This window comes from Bacillus sp. RHFS10, assembly GCF_016757475.1.
Classification (GTDB): domain Bacteria; phylum Bacillota; class Bacilli; order Bacillales; family Bacillaceae; genus Bacillus; species Bacillus subtilis_G.
In genome coordinates this window covers 1,059,337-1,077,241 of the sequence record NZ_JAESPO010000002.1, presented here as the reverse complement: position 1 = coordinate 1,077,241, position 17,905 = coordinate 1,059,337, and the positions used below count along the sequence as shown (strand labels likewise).

Here is a 17,905-nt window from a genome sequence, read left to right as displayed (position 1 = left end):
CGGAAGAGCCTTATTTTTGGGTTTACATCATGATTAAAAGTAAAATCACACCGAGGATGATTCGGTAGATTGCAAAGGGGACGAGTTTGATTTTGTTAATCAGTTTTAAGAAGAAACGGACGACAAACAGCGCGACAACAAAGGCGCAGATAAAGCCGACGATGAAAAACGGCAACAGATCCGAGCTTAAACTGTCCCAGTGCTTCACAAGGCTTAAAAAGCTTGCTCCCATCATGATCGGCATCGCCATAATAAACGTAAAGTCGGCTGCCGCGCGATGGTTCAATCCAAGAATAACGCCTCCGGAAATGGTTGAACCGGAACGCGAGAAACCCGGCCACAGGGCAAGACATTGAAATAAGCCGACTCCTATCGCCTGCTTATAGGAAATGCGGTCGAGGGTGTCTGTTGCAACTTTCCGTTTATTCACCCAATCAGCAAAAAGCATCAGGACTGCCCCGGCGATTAAACCCACGGCTACAGTTTGAACAGAAAATAAATATTCATCAATGTAATCCTCAAACAAAAAGCCGAGAACAGCTGCAGGCACAAGTCCGACTGCAATTTGTGCAATGCTTAATTTATGTCCCTGCTTCTGGTCGCTGGTAATATTCTTTTTCAGGCCGAGCAAATTCAAAATCCGGTCTTTAAACACGATGGCCACTGCTAAAATAGAACCAAGCTGAATCACCACTTTGAATGAGTTGGCAGCTTCTTCTGACATCAGATTGCTTGATTTAAGCCAGATATCGTCTACTATGATCATATGTCCTGTCGAAGAAACCGGCGCGTACTCTGTTAACCCTTCTACGATCCCTAAGATGGCAGCTACAAACAATTCCCATAGAGTCATGATTTGATTCTCCCCATTAGACATTTATTTTTTTACATAACGGGAGCTTTCCATAAATGGAAAGCCCGTCTTATATAACTATAAACGAAAATCACACTTTATGCCCTGACGTATTTTCATTTTTTTCTTCGTCGTATAAATGTGACCGCATTTTAAACCAGTCAAATAAATGTGTCGTAATGACTTTAGCAACTGCATAGCCCGGAATGGCAAGAATGATTCCAACCACACCAAACAGCTTGCCGGCTGTTAACAGCAGAAAAATAATCGTAATGGGGTGGATGTGAAGGTTTTTCCCCATAATTTGCGGAGAGATCAGCTTCCCTTCGATCAGCTGAACAATTGTCCATACGATCACCAGCTTAAGCAGCATGAGCGGTGATGTCACTATGGCGATGATAATCGCTGGCGTAATGGCAATCGTCGGCCCTAAATACGGAACGATGCTTGTACAAGCCGCAATGATGGCAAGCAATGAAGCATAATCCAGCCCGATAATCAAATAACCGATAAACAGCAAAAACCCGATACAGAAGCTGACAATGATCTGGCCTCTGATATAAGAGCTTAACCGATGATTCATTTCGCTTAAGACTGTGTATGTCTGTTCTTTTAATCGTGTCGGCACAAACTTCAGTATATAGACCGGCAACTTCTTTCCATCTTTTAATAAATAGAAAAGAATAAACGGAACCGTGACAATCGAAATAATAACCTCAGTCAGAGCACCGATAAAATTCCCAACACCGGTGAAAGTACTGTTCACAATCGTAGCCGCCTGATCTGAAATCTTTGTTGCAAGATCAGATATATTGATGTTCATCGTTTGCTGGGCCTGATTGACGAAGTTGCTGCCGATCAGCTGTTTCGTCTGATTTTCAACGATATCCACATATCTCGGGATATTGTCAATCAAACTCATAATTTGTTCTTTTAAAAAGGGGATGATGGACACGATCGTGATCGTGATCAGTCCGATAATCAGTAGATATAACAGGAAAATCGTATAGATTCTTCTTACTCTTCTTCTCTCAAGGAAATCAACGATTGGGTTTAACAGATAAAAAACAATCCCTGTTAAAATAATCGGCAGTGAAATTGTTTTGAGAAGAACTATAATCGGGGTGAAAATAAATGATGTTTTTGTAAAAACGAGAATATTTAAACCAATCAGCAGCAGCACAAGCAAAAATAAAACAAACTTATTGTCCAAGAAGAATTGTTTAAATCTGCCGCTCCATGTTTGCAACATCTCCACTATCGTTCCTCCGTCATACATAGTTTAATTAAATTGTACACTATCGTCCCTATAATGAAAAATAAAAACCGTTAATCGCTGGCATGTGGTTTGTTCTATCATGTGCTTTTCTCCTTTTTGAGCTATAATTTAGCTATATCATGCAAAAGGAGCGATAAGAATGATACGTTTTGCCATAGTAGGAACAAACTGGATTACAGACCGCTTTCTTGAGTCAGCAGCGGAAATAAAAGATGTTCAGCTGACAGCTGTTTATTCGAGATCAGTTGAACGCGCTGCCGAGTTTGCCGCTAAACACGGCGCTGAGCACATCTTCTCAAACCTACAGGAAATGGCGGCAAGCGATTGCTTTGATGCTGTATACATAGCCAGTCCCAATGCTCTTCACAAGGAGCAGGCCGTTCTCTTTATGAACCATGGCAAGCATGTGCTTTGTGAGAAGCCGTTTGCTTCAAATACGAAAGAAACGGAACAGATGATTACAGCAGCTCAGGAAAACGGCGTTGTCCTCATGGAAGCGCTGAAGACCACTTTCCTGCCAAACTTCAAAGAGCTGAAGAAACACTTACATAAAATCGGAACCGTCCGCAGATTTACCGCAAGCTACTGCCAGTACTCCTCACGGTATGACGCGTTTAGAAACGGAACCGTCTTGAACGCATTTAAGCCTGAGCTTTCCAACGGGTCATTAATGGATATCGGCGTTTATTGTATTTATCCTGCTGTCGTGCTATTTGGCGAACCGCAGGACGTGAAGGCGAACGGATATGCTTTATCTTCCGGAGTAGATGGAGAGGGGACCGTCATTCTGTCTTACGACGGGTTCGAAGCCGTTCTGATGCATTCTAAAATCTCTACTTCCTATGCTCCGGCGGAAATTCAGGGTGAAGACGGGACGATTGTAATCGATACAATTCAGCAGCCTGAACGAGTGGAAATCCGCTATCGAGACGGCCGTCTGGAAAACATTTCGATTCATGATCCTAAACCGGCGATGTTCTACGAAATAGAAGAATTTGTCACGCTCATAAAAGAGAACAAGCCGGAATCTGAAGACAATACATTTGAACGGTCTTTGATCACCGCCAAAATCATGGAAGAAGCAAGAAAGCAGATGGGGATTGTATACCCTGCTGATCAAGCGTAAAAAAATCCGCCCGCGTGCCAATGCCGCGGCGGATTTTTTATTAGACAATCGGAGAAGACGCCTTCCTTTTTAAAAGCACCTGTTGTTCATAATTTTTTATGTCATGGAGCCATTCCTCTTTTACCGGCACGCCCATTTGCTCACAGTAGGAATCCCAGACGGCCCCGAAAGGATATGTTTTAAATTCCTCCATCAGCGCCAGCCTTTCTGTAAATCGGCCCTCTTCCTGTAATTGTTTTAAATAGTCGTTCGGGAGAAGCAATGCATACAATAAAGCTTTGATCATATTTCTCGTTCCGATGGTCCAGGCGGCAACACGGTTAATGCTGGCATCGAAAAAGTCCAGACCGATAGCGACCTTCTCGAGAGCCTGATTGCGTACAATTTCAAGCGCGATTTCTCTCAATTCATCATCTAAAATCACAACATGGTCGCTATCCCAGCGAACGGGCCGGGACACGTGCAAGGCGAGTTTGTCTGTATAAAGCAGCATGGACGAAATCTTGTTTGACACCGTTTCAGTCGGGTGATAATGGCCTGTATCCAGCAAACAAAGCTTTTGATTCGTCAAAGCGTAAGCCAAATAAAATTCATGAGAGCCGACAACATATGATTCGGAACCAAGTCCGAACAGCTTGCTTTCGACTGAATCAAGATTGTGTTGTTCACTGATCTCCACTGCGAAGATCCGATCCAGTGATTCTTTTAATCTTATACGCGGTGTCAGCCTGTCACTCGGGATATCCTTATAGCCGTCGGGAATCCAAATATTCGTCAAGCAAGGTGTTCCTAGTTCTTTCCCGAAGTATTCCCCAATACGGCGGCACGCGATGCAATGCCTGATCCAAAATTTCCTGACGTTCGGGTCGGGGTGTGAAAGGGTGAGTCCGTCAGCCGCTTTCTCATGCGAAAACAAGGTCGGATTAAAATCTAAACCGAGACCGAGATCTTTCGCCCATTTCACCCAGTTTTCAAAATGATACGGCTTCAATTCATCCCGTTCTGCCGCTTCCCCGTTTGTTTCTGCGTATATCGCATGCAGGTTCACGCGGTGCTTTCCCGGAATAAGAGAAAGAGCCTTCTCCAAATCTCTTCTTAATTCTTCAGGGGTTTGCGCTTTTCCGGGATAATTGCCGGTCACGTCAATTCCGCCTGAAAGCTCGCCTTTATTTACTTCAAAGCCTTCAATATCGTCACCCTGCCAGCAGTGGATTGAAATGGGCACTTGCTTTAATTGCCGAAGCGCCTCTTCAACATCAATTCCCCATTTTTCATATGCCTGTTTTGCATTGTTATAATTGGCTTTTATGGTCATGCGGCTCTCTCCCTTTTTCGGTTTTTTAATCCAAATAAAAAACTTCCTTAAGATCTATCGAAACAGGACTGAAATCTGGATTTGTTTTCATGAATGGCGCCATCGATTTCCACCATCTCCGGCAAACTTCTGTATCCGCCATCTTTCTCCACTTTTCTTCATCTTCTATTTCTAAATAAGCAAATAACCGGCCTGTTTCCTCGTCTAAAAAAATGGAATAATGGTGCGCTCCGTGAGCTTTGAGTGCTTCTTCCATTTCTGGCCAAATGTCATCATGCCGCTGTTTGTATTCCTCGTACTTGTCTTGGCGGACAAACATGATACTGGCTTTTCTTTTCAAACCTGATCACCTCTTCACCTTTTAGATAGCGCTTTCAAAACAGTTTGCTGAAATGACTGAATGATCGTGCTTCTGTCAATGTCTTTAGGTGTAAACACTTTGATCGGTAAGGAATCTCTGACAGCTTGCCGAGCTGCTGTTATGTCTTTGACTTCTTTGGCAGCAATCATTTGCATCAGCAGATTTCCGATGGCGGTTGCCTCTATGGGCCCTGCGTATACCGCTTTTCCGCTCATGTTTGCCGTTAATTGATTTAAGAAATCATTCCGGGCTCCGCCGCCGATGATATGGAGCTTCTGAATCGGTTTTTCCGTGATCGTTTCCAGCTCTTTGATGGCTATCGCATAGATGATGGCTAAATTGGTGTAGATGCAGCAGGCAAGTTCACCTGCAGTACGGGGGATCTTTTGGCGGGTTTCTCTGCAATAATGTTGGATTTCCTCTATCATGCTGTCTGGATTCAGGAAACGTTCATCATTTAAGTTGATAAATTGCTGGAATGGTTCTGTTTTTAGGCCTTCCTCTGCAAGCTGCTGAAAAGAGTAATTCGTTTGTAATTGCTGTTTTACTTCTTGTATCACCCACATGCCGATAATGTTTTTGAGAAAGCGAATGGTGCTGTTTGCGCCGCGTTCATTTGTATAGTTGTTTTTCAAAGCCTGTTGAGTTAATATCGGCGTTTTGTTTTCAACCCCGATTAACGACCATGTTCCGCTGCTGATATACGCCCAGCTATCGCTTACGCCTGGCGCCGCGATGACGGCCGAGGCAGTGTCATGCGTTGCGACTGTTATCACCTTGCAAGCCGGCAGGTCATAATCCGGGAACCAATCATTTCTCAGCATCCCGAGCTCACACCCCGGTTCAGTCAGCGGCGCAAATTGATGTTCGTGAACAGACACGGCTTTGAGCAATTCAAGGTCAAGCTTTCCGGTTGAAACATTGAGAAGCTGTGTTGTCGACGCATTTGTGATTTCTGTCACCGCTTTTCCGGTTAGACAATAGCCTAAATAATCGGGAACCAGCATCATTTTGTCTGTCGTTTTCAGCAGCTCGCGGTCTTCTTCATACAATTGATAAATCGTGTTAAAAGGCTGAAATTGTATTCCTGTTTTTCGATAGATTGTGTCTTTTGACAGGGTTTGTTCCAGTTTGCCTATCGTGTGATCTGTTCTTCTATCCCGGTAGGACATCACTTCCCGCAAACGGTTTCCTTTTTCGTCCAGTAAGGCATAATCAACCGCCCATGTGTCAATTCCGACGGTGCATCGTTCATACCCTAGCTCTTTCACCTTTTGAAGCCCTTGCAGGATTTGTTTTAGCAAACGGTCAATATCCCAATAGCAATGTCCGTCTCTTTGAATGAAGCCGTTAGCGAATCTGTGAATCTCTTGTACTTCAAGCTTTCCTTCCTTCAGCTCACCTACCATGACCCTCCCGCTTGACGCGCCTATATCAATGGCAGTATAAATCATTTCTTCACCCTCTCTTCGGAAGGGGAACAGCTGTTACTTTCACCTCTTTGTCTTCAAGCGCTTTTACCGATACCGGATCAAGTCCAGAATCAGTAATAAGGCGGCTGATATCCTGCAGCGAGGCAATATGTGAAAACTCACGGTTCCCCCATTTGCTTGAATCGGCCATCAAAATGGTCTGATCAGACCTTTCGATCATCCGTTTTTTGAGCAGCGCCTGCCACTCGTTTGAGTCACTCATCCCGTTGTTGATATCAAAGCCTTTACAGGACAGAAAGGTTTTATTGACATGATAGGTCTCAAGCGAACGCTCAGCCAACGGTCCGGCAAACGATAATGATTTTTCCAGCAAAATCCCTCCTGTTGAAATGACTGAGATGTTTTCTTTATTGCTGAGTTCAATAGCTGCCTTCATTGAGTTTGTAATAACGGTGAGCTCAATATCAGGAAGTATTTTCGCCATGTGCCAGGCGGTGGTGCTTGCATCGAGAATGATTCGGTCTCCGCTGTTTACATATTTGACCGCTTCGGAAGCAATGGCTTTTTTTTCTATGACATTTGTGATTTCCCGTTCAGAAAAATGAACTTCTGATTTCTGCTGTTCAATACTGACCGCTCCTCCGTGGCTCCGGCTCAGTTTATGTTCTTTCTCAAGCTTCTCAAGATCGCGCCGAATGGTTTCTTCTGTGACAGAAAATATGTCACTTAATTCGGATACGCGGATACTTGAACGCATATTCACTATTTCCACTATTTTTTGCTGCCGTTCTGCTACTAGCATTGGTAACGCCCTTCCTCATATCGTAATCCGTCTTATTGTTTTTTTATCATAGCATACTTCTAACGCGTGAACGCAGCAGGTACGCCGCCGTCTACCGTGATCATGCAGCCCGTGGTTTTTCCGGCTTTAGAAGAAGCGAAGAATGCGATGGCTTCAGCAATGTCCTGCGGGTAAATATTGACGAGCAGAGCTGTGCGTTTCCGATAATGTTCCTCAAGCTGCTCTGGTTCAATCCCATACGCCGTGGCCCGTTCCTCCCGCCAGCTTGACCCCCAGATTGCCGATCCTTGAAGAACCGCATCAGGCAAAACGGAGTTGACCCGAATGCCATATTCTCCGCCTTCTGCTGCGATACACCTTGCCAAATGGGTTTCAAGCGCTTTTACCGAGCTATAGGCAGCGGCGTTTTTGCCCGCATAAACAGAATTTTTTGATCCGACAAACACCATGCTTCCGTCTCTGTTTTGCTGTTTCATTTGTTTAAACGCTTCACGTGCCACAAGGAAGTAGCCTGTTCCTAATACATTCATATTAAGATTCCATTCTTTTAAACTTGTTTCGTCAAATGGGCTTGATGTGGCCAGCCCGGCATTATTCACGACGATATCAATTCCGCCGTAAGCAAGAGCCGCTTGTTCAAAGGCTGACTTTACTTCCTCTTCCTTTGTCACGTCCATTTTGACAGCCATTGCCCGCTCTTCTCCGTATGCATCGTTTATTTCCCCGGCAATTTTCTGCGCGCCTTCTATATTAAGATCCGCTGCGATCACGTGCCCTCCTTCAGCTGCAAAGCGGCGGCATGCTGCACTTCCGATTCCGCCGGCTCCTCCTGTGACGAACGCTACTTTACGGGAAAATTCTGCTTCCGGCGGAGCCAGCGTGAGCTTATATAATTCGAGCGGCCAATATTCGACATGATAGGATTCATTTTCATTCAAAGAAACAAAGTGCCCCAGAGCTGTTGACCCTTTCATAACAGCGATAGCCCTTCGGTATAAAGCGCCGCTCACTTTAGACATGGCATCACTTTTCCCCGTACTCACCATTCCGATGCTAGGAATCAATATCACCCGCGGGGCTGATTCGAAGATTTGATCTCCATCCTGCTGATGGCGTGAAAAGTAAGCCTGATAATCTGATGAAAAACGCTCGACTCCTGACTTGATCAGATCCGCCAGCTTATGCACATCTTGAGTTTCCGGATTCCACTCAATGTACAGCGGAACCCGCTTTGTATGAACAAGGTGATCCGGGCATGCCGCACCAATTTGCGAGAGCGATGGCGCTTGAACACTGTTTACAAATTCTAAGACATCGTCATGATCATCATAGGAAAGGATCATTTTCTTCTCTTCACTTACAACGCCTCTGATTACAGGCATGATGCCTGCCAAGATTTGTTTTCTTTGATCTTCCGGCAGCGGCTGATATCTTTTGCCTCCGAATATCTCATGTTGATTGACACGGCCATTAATGTACTGCTTGGCTTCTTGGATGATAGATATCGTTTTTTCATAACATTGTTCAGACGTCTCTCCCCAAGTGACTAAGCCGTGTTTCTCCATTAACACAAGCTCAGCGTCGGGATTGCTCGCTACGCCTTCAGCGATCATTTTAGATAAAGTAAATCCGGGGCGTACGTATGGCACCCATACAAACCGGTTTCCGTATATGTCTTCAGCGATTTGTTTTCCATTATCAGCGCAGCATATGCTGATAATCGCATCGGGATGGGTATGGTCAATATGAGTGTATGGCAGAAAAGCGTGTAACAGCGTTTCAATTGAAGGGCGGGGATGTTTGCTGTCTATCATACAATGAGACAAGTAGTCTACCATTTCTTCATCTGACATTTGATCCCTTTCAATCAGCGGGCGGATGTCATCTAATTTCAAACCGGTAAAGTTATGCGCTTTCATTGTGGCCAAATCCGAGCCGCTTCCTTTCACCCACATCACTTCTGTTTCACGGCCTCTGAAATCCTTTTCCGTTGTTTTCATAGACGTATTTCCGCCGCCCCAGTTGCAGACAGTGCGATCGGATCCGATCAGATTGGATCTGTACACCAATTCTTCTACACCTTTCGGCAACTGTGCAGCATGCTCTGAATCCCATACATGTTTCACCATATTTGATATTCCTCCGTCCCCTTTTATTTGTATCCGTTTTCATTATATACTATCTTTGTTTATTTTTGAATTACATTTGTTTATTTTTGTTTTTTAATAAAAAAAGAAAGCAGCTGATGCCGCTTTCTCTTTCCATTATTATCAATCAATTTTAAATTTCTTCGTGATGTCCTGAAGTTCTTCCGCCATGTTTGCCAACGTCTCAGCTGATGAGCTGATTTCTTCCATGGACGCAAGCTGTTCTTCCGCCGAAGCTGCGATGTCTTGAATGCCTGCTGAGCTTTCTTTCGCCACTCCGGAAATGTCTTCAACCGCACTTGACACTTCCTGTGATCCTGCTGACAGCTGTTCAACCGTCGCGTTCAGGTTTTGCAATTCGCCGGAAATTTGGGTTGTCATCTCGTAAATTTGTTTAAAGCTTTCCGCTGTTTGATCAGTAATCTGCAAGCCTTCCTTCACTTCATGATTCACAGATTGGAACATCGACAGCGAAGTGCTGATTTCTCTGACAATCTCTTGAATTAACCCTTCAATTTCCTTGGCGGAGCCTGCTGATTGTACGGCAAGTTTTCTGACCTCTTCCGCAACTACTGAGAAGCCTCTTCCGTATTCACCTGCTCTTGCCGCTTCAATCGCAGCATTTAATGCCAGCAAATTGGTTTGATCAGCAATGCCGTTAATCACATTCAAGATGCTTGTGATGTCTTGCGATTTTGTTTCAAGACCCTTCACAACCGCTTCCGCTTTTTGAACGGATTGGTCGATTGTTTTCATTTGTCCGACTGTATGCTCGACCAGTTTTTCTCCGCTGCCCGCCGCCTCAGAGGACTGTATCGATGACTTCGTAATGGTTGAAGAGGCCTGAGCCACTTTTGAAATCCCGTGGTTCATTTGGGAAAGATGGTCTGAGCTTGTCTCCAGTTTCTCGCTTTGCGCCTCGTTGCCATCTGAGAACTGTTCAATGGCGAGTGTAATATGTTCAGTTGCCTTGCTCGTCTGGGCCGCGCTTGCCGTCAGCTCTTCAGAAGATGATGCCACGTTTTCTACAGACGTTTGAATGACACCAATGACAGAACGCAATGAGGCAGACATTTCGTTAAAGCTTTTGCCCAGCTGCCCAAACTCGTTTTTCGAGTGAATGTCAATGGATTCTGTCAGATCTCCGCTGCTGATTTTCGCAGATGTTGAGACCAGTTTTCTTAACGGCTTGGTGATGGCACTGATAATAAAGAGAATAAGTATGCCGCCGATCACAATTGATACGCATAGAATAATCACGGCTGTGTTCAGTACCGGACTTGAAGCTTCTTGCAATTCACTGACAAAATAGGTGCCCGCAATTTTCCAGCCTGTCAGCTTATTGGTCGTAAACGCCATTTTCTTTTCTTTGCCTTCAAAAGTATATTGAAATGACCCTTTTTCTTTGGAATACACTTCGTTTGTCCAATCGCCGGATCCATTGGTTCCAGGCTTAATCGTTGGGTGGGCGATATATTTTTTGTTTCCTGTTGTGATAAACGCGAAGCCTTCTTTACCGATTTTGATTCTCTGTGAAGCGGATAGCACTTCATCCAGATTTAAATCAAGCGCTATGACCCCTGAACCATCTTTTGTTTGCTTTGAGATGGTAATAACGGTATCCCCTGTCGCTTTGTCAGTATACGGCTCAGAGAAAACAGCCTGTCCTTTTTTTGCAACGGCTTGTTTGTACCAGTCACGCTCTGTCGGATCAAAGCCCTTTGGCACGCCGCCTTCAGGATATTTGTAAAGCTTTTTATTTTCTGAAGCCGCATAGATGGCACCTACATCGGTATTCAATGTTGTATACTGCTTAAATTTCTCATTCAGTGAGGCTTTATTTTTGTCTTGCAATAAATTTTTATCGATCGTCTCACTGTAATAATCAAGTGCTGTTACCTTATGATTCAATTTGTTTTGCAGCGTGCTGTTGAGTTCTTCAACGTTCCCTATTGCACTATTCGCCAGTTCACTGTCTAGTGCGTTCCATGCTGATTGATAACTGAAATATGCTAATACCCCAACCGGCAAAATAAGCACTGCCAGAAACGCAGCGATAAGCGGTTTGCTGATTGATGGCTGTTTGATCCACTGTGTGAATTTTCCCATTCTTGTTGACTCCTCCTTTAAGCTAAAACTAATATCGTCAAACCAGGATAAAAGGTTTAATAAAAAAACTAAAAAAAACACCCAAGCACAGAGACTTGGGTGTTTTGGCTTATTATTCAATTTTGAATCGACTGGTCATATCGCGAAGCTCTTCCGCCATAGACGAAAGGGTTTCTGCTGACGAGCTGATTTCTTCCATCGAAGCAAGCTGCTCTTCGGCTGACGCCGCGATATCTTGGATATGAGCTGAGCTTTCTTTTGAAATCGATGCAATGTGCTCGGACGCTCCCGAGACTTCCTCGGAGCTGGCAGAAAGCTGCTGCACCGTCGCACTCATGTTTTGCAGTTCGCCGGCGATTTGGTTCGTCATTTCAGAAATGCGAGTAAAGCTCATTTCTGTTTTATCTGTAATATCCAGACCTGTCTGCACCTCTTGATTGACAGACTGGAACATGCCGAGAGATGTATTGATTTCCTTCACAATTTCGATGATTAATCCTTCAATCTCTTTTGCTGAATCTGCTGATTGAACTGCCAGTTTTCTCACTTCTTCCGCTACAACGGAGAAGCCGCGGCCGTACTCCCCTGCGCGCGCCGCTTCAATCGCTGCGTTTAATGCCAGCAGGTTCGTCTGGTCAGCGATGCCGTTAATCACACGCAAAATATTGGTGATATCTTTCGATTTCGTTTCCAATCCGCGTACGACTTGTTCGGCTTCTTTAACGGACTTATCAATGACGTTCATTTGGCCGACAGTTTGATGAACAAGCTTGCCGCCTTCGCTTGCGATTTCTGTCGATTGAACAGATGAATCTGTGATGACTTCAGAAGCTTGGGCCATATTTATCAAACCGTCATTCATTTGATAAATGTGCTCTGCTGCCGTTTCAATGTTTTCGTTTTGTTTTTCATTGCCGTTAGAAAATTGTTCAATTGCCAATGTAATATGCTCTGTTGCTTTGCTCGTTTGTCCGGCTGATGCAGTCAGCTCCTCAGAGGAAGCGGCAACGTTATCTACTGAATCCTGGATGGCGTGTATGAGAGAACGCAGTGACGACGCCATATTATTAAAGCTTTTGCCGAGTTCGCCCAATTCATCTTTTGAACGGATATCAATGGTTTCCGTCAAATCTCCCTCGCTGATCCGCTTAGAGGAGCCCACAAGCTGTTTCAGCGGCGTTGTAATCGACCGAATGACAAATGTCATGACGATAATCCCTATGATAATAGCTGCAGCCAAGACAATTAAAGCAAGGTGAAGGACCGGCTGGGCTGCCTCATGAATTTCATCCAAATACATGGTGCCCCCGATTTTCCATCCCGTTAACTTATTCGTATCAAAGGCCATTTTTTTCTTATCGCCGTCCATGGTGTATTGAAAATCGCCTTTATCGGCATTCAGCATCTTCTCAAGATAGTCGCCTTTCAATTCAGTTCCCGCGGTTTTATTGGGATGGGCGACAACTGTTTTGTCCTTTGACATAATAAATGCGTAGCCATGTTTGCCGATGTTGACTTTCTCGGTTGTTTTCAGCAGATTTTCAATCGTCATGTTGATTGCGATAACGCCTGAACCATCTTTTGTCTGCTGGGCGATTGTCACAACCATTGTGTTCGTAGAGGCTGTTTTATAAGGATCCGTCACAACAACTTTTCCTTTATTCGCAACCGCTTTTTTGTACCAGTCACGTTCAACCGGATTATAATCGCTCGGCATCTGCAGTTCCGGATAACGGGTAAAATGACCGTCTTTGTCACTCGTATAAATAGATTCTATATCTTTATTGATTTTGATATACTGTGAGAATTTCTCTTTAATGTTTGCATTGCTTTTTGCATCGTATTTTTGTTTTGTCAGCCATTCGCTGAAGTAAGCGGCGCTGTCTTCTTTTTCTCCGATACTGGTATTGATAATTTCGTTTAACTGCTGTACATTTTCTAATGCGCTCCCCATCATCTGTCTGTCGAGTGAGCTGCTTGCCGTTTGATACGCAATCGCCGCCAATATGACAACCGGTATAATGAGGATCGACAGAAAGGAAACGAGAAGCTTCCGTGTAATTGATCTTTGTTTTATGAGTTGGAGTATTTTTTTCATCATTCATTTCTCCTTTTTTATGCTACCCTTCATATCGGCAGGAATGGGTAAATATATACAGTAAAAAAGAAGAAATTTAACAAAAGTAACTAATCACCCATCATCATATAGTTATTTAGACCTGTTTTTCATCCACCTTAAATCGTTTTGTCAGGTCACGAAGTTCTTCAGACATTCTTTCAAGCGTCTGTGCTGATGAACTGATCTCCTCCATGGATGCCAGCTGTTCCTCGGCTGAAGCGGCGATATCCTGAATGCCGTCTGAGCTTTCTTTAGAAATTGCTGTGATATCATTTGAAGCAGCGGAAATTTCTTGAGCTCCCGCTGACAGCTCCTCAACCGTCGCATTCATGTTTTGCAGAGTTGAAGCAATTTCTTTGGTCATGTGCGAAATATCTTTGAAGCTTTGTTGTGTTTCATCCGTGATGACAAGCCCTGTTTCAACTTCTTTATTTACAGACTGGAGTACGTCCAATGATGTATGAATTTCTTTCACAATATCGATGATCAGTGTTTCAATTTCTTTTGCCGAGTCAGCTGACTGTACCGCTAGTTTCCTCACTTCTTCAGCGACGACCGAGAAGCCTCGTCCGTATTCCCCGGCTCTTGCGGCTTCAATGGCGGCATTTAAAGCCAAAAGGTTGGTTTGATCCGCAATGCCGTTAATGACACGTAAAATATTCGTGATATCCTTCGATTTGATTTCTAGCCCTTTCACCACTAGTTCCGCTTCTTTCACAGAGTGATCAATCGTATTCATTTGGCCGGCCGTTTTCCGGACGAGTGTCTCACCCTTGTTTGATAGTTCTGTCGAGTCTGCGGATGTTTCTGTAATTACCACGGCAGCCTGCGCCAGTTCAGCTAATCCATCGTTCATTTCATTAATTTGTTTGGTTGTCGTCTCAATTTTACCGCTTTGGCTCTCACTGCCGTTTGAAAATTGCTCAATGGCCATGGTAATATTCTCAGTTGCCTTGCTTGTCTGGTCGGCGGATGCAGTCAGTTCCTCTGATGATGAAGCAACATGATCTACCGAGTCTTTGATTCCTTGAATGAGAGAGCGGAGCGATTGTGCCATATGATTGAAGCTCTGGCTCAGAACGCCAAGTTCATCTTTTGATTTGATTTCTATTGTTTCGGTTAGATCGCCTTTACTTATTTTTTCAGCTGATGCGACAATGTGTCTCAAAGGCTTTGTGATGGACCGAATCACAAAGTAAATCGCCGTCATTCCGGCTGCGATGGCAATCGCCAGTACGATTGAAGCCATGATCAGAACTCTGCTTGCAGCATCGTGGATCTCGTCCGCATACATCGTGCCGCTGATTTTCCAGCCTGTTGTTTCGCTTGTGGCAAACACCATTTTCTTCTCTTTGCCATTGTACGTATACTCAAAGTCGCCGCTTTTATTCGTGTAGAGTTTATCAACCCAGTCCCCTTTTAACTCTGTTCCCGCTTTTTCTCCGGAGTAGGCGATGACTTTTTTGTTTTGGCTTAAGATAAAAGCATAACCTTCTTTTCCGATATTGATTTCTTTCGCTGTTGTGACCAGGTCATCAATTTTCATATCAATGGCGACAACGCCTGATCCATCCTCCGTCTGGCGGGCGATGGTGACGACCATTTTTCCTGAGGAAATCGATTCATAAGGTTCAGTGACGATTGTTTTGCCTTTATTGGCTATCGCTTCTTTGTACCAGTCTCGTTCCAAAGCACGAAAGTCACTCGGCATGTCTGCGTATGGATAACGTGTGAAATCCCCGTCTTTGCTGCTGGAAAACACCGCAGCGACATTGTCATTCATTTGGATAAATTGTTTAAATTCCTTTTTTAGCTCTGTTTTCTTTTTATCTTTAAATTTATCTGCTGTCGCCCAATCGCTGAAAAACGCGAGGCTTTTTTCAGTCGTGCTGATTTTATCATCAATGATATGATCTAATATTTGAACGTTTTCCTTTGCGCTTTGCGTCATCTGGATATCAAGAGAGGCAACTGCTGATTGATAAGCGCTTACCGAAAGGGCGGTAATAGGAACAATTAAGATCAGCAGGAAAGAAATAATAAGTCTCCTGGCAATTGATGACCTGCGAATCGTAGTGAGTGTTTTTTTCATTTCTTTTCGAACCCTCTTTCAATAATTTACAAATTATATCGGATAAAATTCCTTTATATTACATTGAAAATGAAGGAAAAAGTGAAAAATAGTTCTAAATTCACCGTGTTCACTAGTACTTTTTTATTATTTACCGCACGAAAAAACAGCGCCTGAATAAGCGCTGTTTTTCTTCTTTTATTCGATTTTGAATTGCTTTGTCAGATCACGAAGCTCTTCTGCCATCTGCGCTAGAGTGGTCGCTGATGAACTGATTTCTTCCATAGAAGCAAGCTGCTCCTCAGCTGAGGCGGCAATGTCTTGGATGCTTGCCGAGCTTTCTTTCGACACATCGGCAATGTCGCTGACGGCAGTTGAAACATGCTGTGAACGGTCCGACAGCTGTTCGACGGTGGAATTCATCGTCTGCAATTTACCCGCGATTTCGTTTGTCATGCTGAAAATGCTCTGAAAGCTTTCTTTTGTATTGTCTGTGACAACAAGTCCGGACTGCACTTCCTGATTGACCTCTTTAAACATGTGAAGGGAGGTTTCGATTTCTGCTACGATTTCTTGGATCAGCTTTTCGATTTCTTTTGCTGAATCGGCTGATTGAACAGCCAGTTTGCGCACTTCCTCCGCTACGACAGAGAAGCCGCGTCCTGATTCCCCGGCACGCGCCGCTTCAATGGCTGCGTTTAATGCCAGCAAGTTTGTTTGGTCAGCGATGCCGTTGATGACTCTCAAAATACTTGTGATGTCTTTTGATTTTCCTTCTAAGCCTTTGACCACAGCTTCAGCCTGCTGAACCGATTGATTAATCGAGTTCATTTGCCCGACTGTCTGCTGGACAAACTTTTCACCTGTTCCGGCGATTTCCGTTGATTGGATAGACGCCTTTGTAATGTCTGATGATGTTTCTGAGACATGCTGAAGGTCTCCATTCATTAAGTTCAGCTGATGAGAGCTGGATTCAACCTTTTCGCTTTGCTCCTCGTTTCCGTTTGAGAACTGCTCAATCGCCATTGTGATATGCTCGGTGGCTTTGCTCGTCTGTCCGGCAGATGCGGTAAGCTGTTCGGACGATGCGGCCACATTGTTCACCGAGTCTTGAATCGCGCTGATCAGTGAGCGAAGAGATTGTCCCATTTCATTGAAACTTTCCCCAAGCTCTCCAAGCTCATCCTTCGAACGGATGTCGATCGTTTCTGTCAGATCCCCGCTGCTGATCGTTTTCGATGATTGGACGAGACGTTTTAACGGTTTTGTAATCGATCGAACGATAAACAGAATTAAAAACCCGCCTATCACAATGGAAGCAATCAGCACGATCATGCCTGTGATCAGCACAGATTTAGAGGCATCCTTGATTTCATCCATATACATTGTGCCGGCTATTTTCCATCCAGTCAGTTCATTTGTTGTATATGACATCTTTTTATCTTCGTTATTCAGAGTGTACTTGAAATCACCGCTGTTATCGGCGTACATTTTGGCAACCCAATCGCCTGAGAGCTTTTCCCCCGCCTTATGGTTCTGATGAGCGACGTAGGTTTTGTTTTTCGTCGCAATGAACACATAGCCTTCTTCGCCGACCTTGATTTGTTTCATCTGTTCTAACAATTTGTCAATGGTGATATCCATGGCGACAACGCCGGATCCATCCTTCAACTCCTGGGCAATGGTAATAACCATGCTTCCGTCACTCGCTGCCACGTAAGGATCTGTCACAACAATTTCACCGCCGGCCTTCATCGCATCTTGGTACCAAGGGCGTTGTCTCGGATCGTATCCTTCCGGCAATTTTTCATTGGGCGCTTGGATGTAGGTGCCGTTTTCCGCGCCTCCATAAATTCTGGCTACCCCTTCATTGATAGAGATATATTGTGAAAACTTCGCTTTGAGCTCTTCTTGATTAGTCTTTCCTTTAAATGCGGAGCTTTTAAGAGATTCACTAAAAAAAGTGACTCCTTTCGCTTTTGCTCCCAGGTCATTTGTAACAGTGGTATTAAATGTATCGACACTGTTTTTCGCATTTCCCATAATTTCCTGATCAAGCTTGCCGCTGGCGCTTCGGTAAGAACTGAATTCCAATATTAGAATAGGGATAATAAGAATCGCAATAAATGACACGATTAATTTTCTTGAGATAGACGGTTTTTTCAGCCAATTGATAAAAGTCTTCATGTCCAGTTTCTCCTTCGGGTTTGATACAGTATATATCGGCTGCTTAAAAAAGTTTTAAAATAAAAATGGAAGAAGTTCTTTTTCAGCTGTCTTCTGTTTTTCG

At 44.1% G+C, this 17,905-nt stretch carries 12 protein-coding genes; 1 reads left to right on the top strand and 11 read right to left on the bottom strand.

The genetic code is table 11. From position 1 onward, the window contains the following. Positions 1 to 22 precede the first annotated feature (22 nt). Together JMN17_RS12125 and JMN17_RS12120 are read right to left on the bottom strand one after the other, a co-directional pair. Positions 23 to 853, bottom strand: coding sequence for an undecaprenyl-diphosphate phosphatase (locus JMN17_RS12125; protein WP_087993358.1), 831 nt, complete (start codon positions 851 to 853; stop codon positions 23 to 25). Between the two features lie 91 nt (positions 854 to 944). Continuing rightward, on the bottom strand, positions 945 to 2,111 hold the full coding sequence (locus JMN17_RS12120; RefSeq protein WP_202328162.1) for an AI-2E family transporter: 1,167 nt from the start codon (positions 2,109 to 2,111) through the stop codon (positions 945 to 947). Positions 2,112 to 2,271: 160 nt separating this feature from the next. On the opposite strand from JMN17_RS12120, the gene JMN17_RS12115 reads away from it, so the two are divergent. Continuing rightward, positions 2,272 to 3,258, top strand: coding sequence for a Gfo/Idh/MocA family protein (locus JMN17_RS12115; protein ID WP_087993360.1), 987 nt, complete (start codon positions 2,272 to 2,274; stop codon positions 3,256 to 3,258). Between the two features lie 40 nt (positions 3,259 to 3,298). On the opposite strand, the gene rhaA is transcribed toward JMN17_RS12115, so the two are convergent. The 9 genes from rhaA to mcpB form a co-directional block, all read right to left on the bottom strand. Further along, positions 3,299 to 4,573: an L-rhamnose isomerase gene (rhaA, locus tag JMN17_RS12110; protein WP_087993361.1), complete on the bottom strand. Its 1,275-nt coding sequence runs from the start codon at positions 4,571 to 4,573 to the stop codon at positions 3,299 to 3,301. Positions 4,574 to 4,598: 25 nt separating this feature from the next. Further along, on the bottom strand, positions 4,599 to 4,913 hold the full coding sequence (gene rhaM, locus JMN17_RS12105) for an L-rhamnose mutarotase (RefSeq protein ID WP_087993362.1): 315 nt from the start codon (positions 4,911 to 4,913) through the stop codon (positions 4,599 to 4,601). Between the two features lie 14 nt (positions 4,914 to 4,927). Then, positions 4,928 to 6,388 (bottom strand): rhamnulokinase, encoded by a 1,461-nt coding sequence (rhaB, locus tag JMN17_RS12100; protein ID WP_202328161.1) that lies wholly within the window; start codon positions 6,386 to 6,388, stop codon positions 4,928 to 4,930. A 4-nt stretch (positions 6,389 to 6,392) separates the two neighbouring features. Further along, complete coding sequence (gene rhaR, locus JMN17_RS12095; RefSeq protein ID WP_202328160.1) at positions 6,393 to 7,169, bottom strand: rhamnose catabolism operon transcriptional regulator RhaR; 777 nt, start codon at positions 7,167 to 7,169, stop codon at positions 6,393 to 6,395. 59 nt (positions 7,170 to 7,228) lie between these two features. Continuing rightward, positions 7,229 to 9,298 (bottom strand): bifunctional aldolase/short-chain dehydrogenase, encoded by a 2,070-nt coding sequence (locus tag JMN17_RS12090; protein WP_202328159.1) that lies wholly within the window; start codon positions 9,296 to 9,298, stop codon positions 7,229 to 7,231. A gap of 141 nt (positions 9,299 to 9,439) precedes the next feature. Continuing rightward, positions 9,440 to 11,425 (bottom strand): methyl-accepting chemotaxis protein TlpB, encoded by a 1,986-nt coding sequence (gene tlpB, locus JMN17_RS12085; protein WP_202328158.1) that lies wholly within the window; start codon positions 11,423 to 11,425, stop codon positions 9,440 to 9,442. Positions 11,426 to 11,537: 112 nt separating this feature from the next. Continuing rightward, positions 11,538 to 13,523 (bottom strand): methyl-accepting chemotaxis protein, encoded by a 1,986-nt coding sequence (gene mcpA / locus JMN17_RS12080; protein WP_202328157.1) that lies wholly within the window; start codon positions 13,521 to 13,523, stop codon positions 11,538 to 11,540. A gap of 115 nt (positions 13,524 to 13,638) precedes the next feature. Continuing rightward, positions 13,639 to 15,636 (bottom strand): methyl-accepting chemotaxis protein TlpB, encoded by a 1,998-nt coding sequence (tlpB, locus tag JMN17_RS12075; RefSeq protein WP_087993368.1) that lies wholly within the window; start codon positions 15,634 to 15,636, stop codon positions 13,639 to 13,641. A 177-nt stretch (positions 15,637 to 15,813) separates the two neighbouring features. Beyond that, positions 15,814 to 17,802: a methyl-accepting chemotaxis protein McpB gene (gene mcpB, locus JMN17_RS12070; protein ID WP_202328156.1), complete on the bottom strand. Its 1,989-nt coding sequence runs from the start codon at positions 17,800 to 17,802 to the stop codon at positions 15,814 to 15,816. Between the last annotated feature and the right edge of the window lie 103 nt (positions 17,803 to 17,905).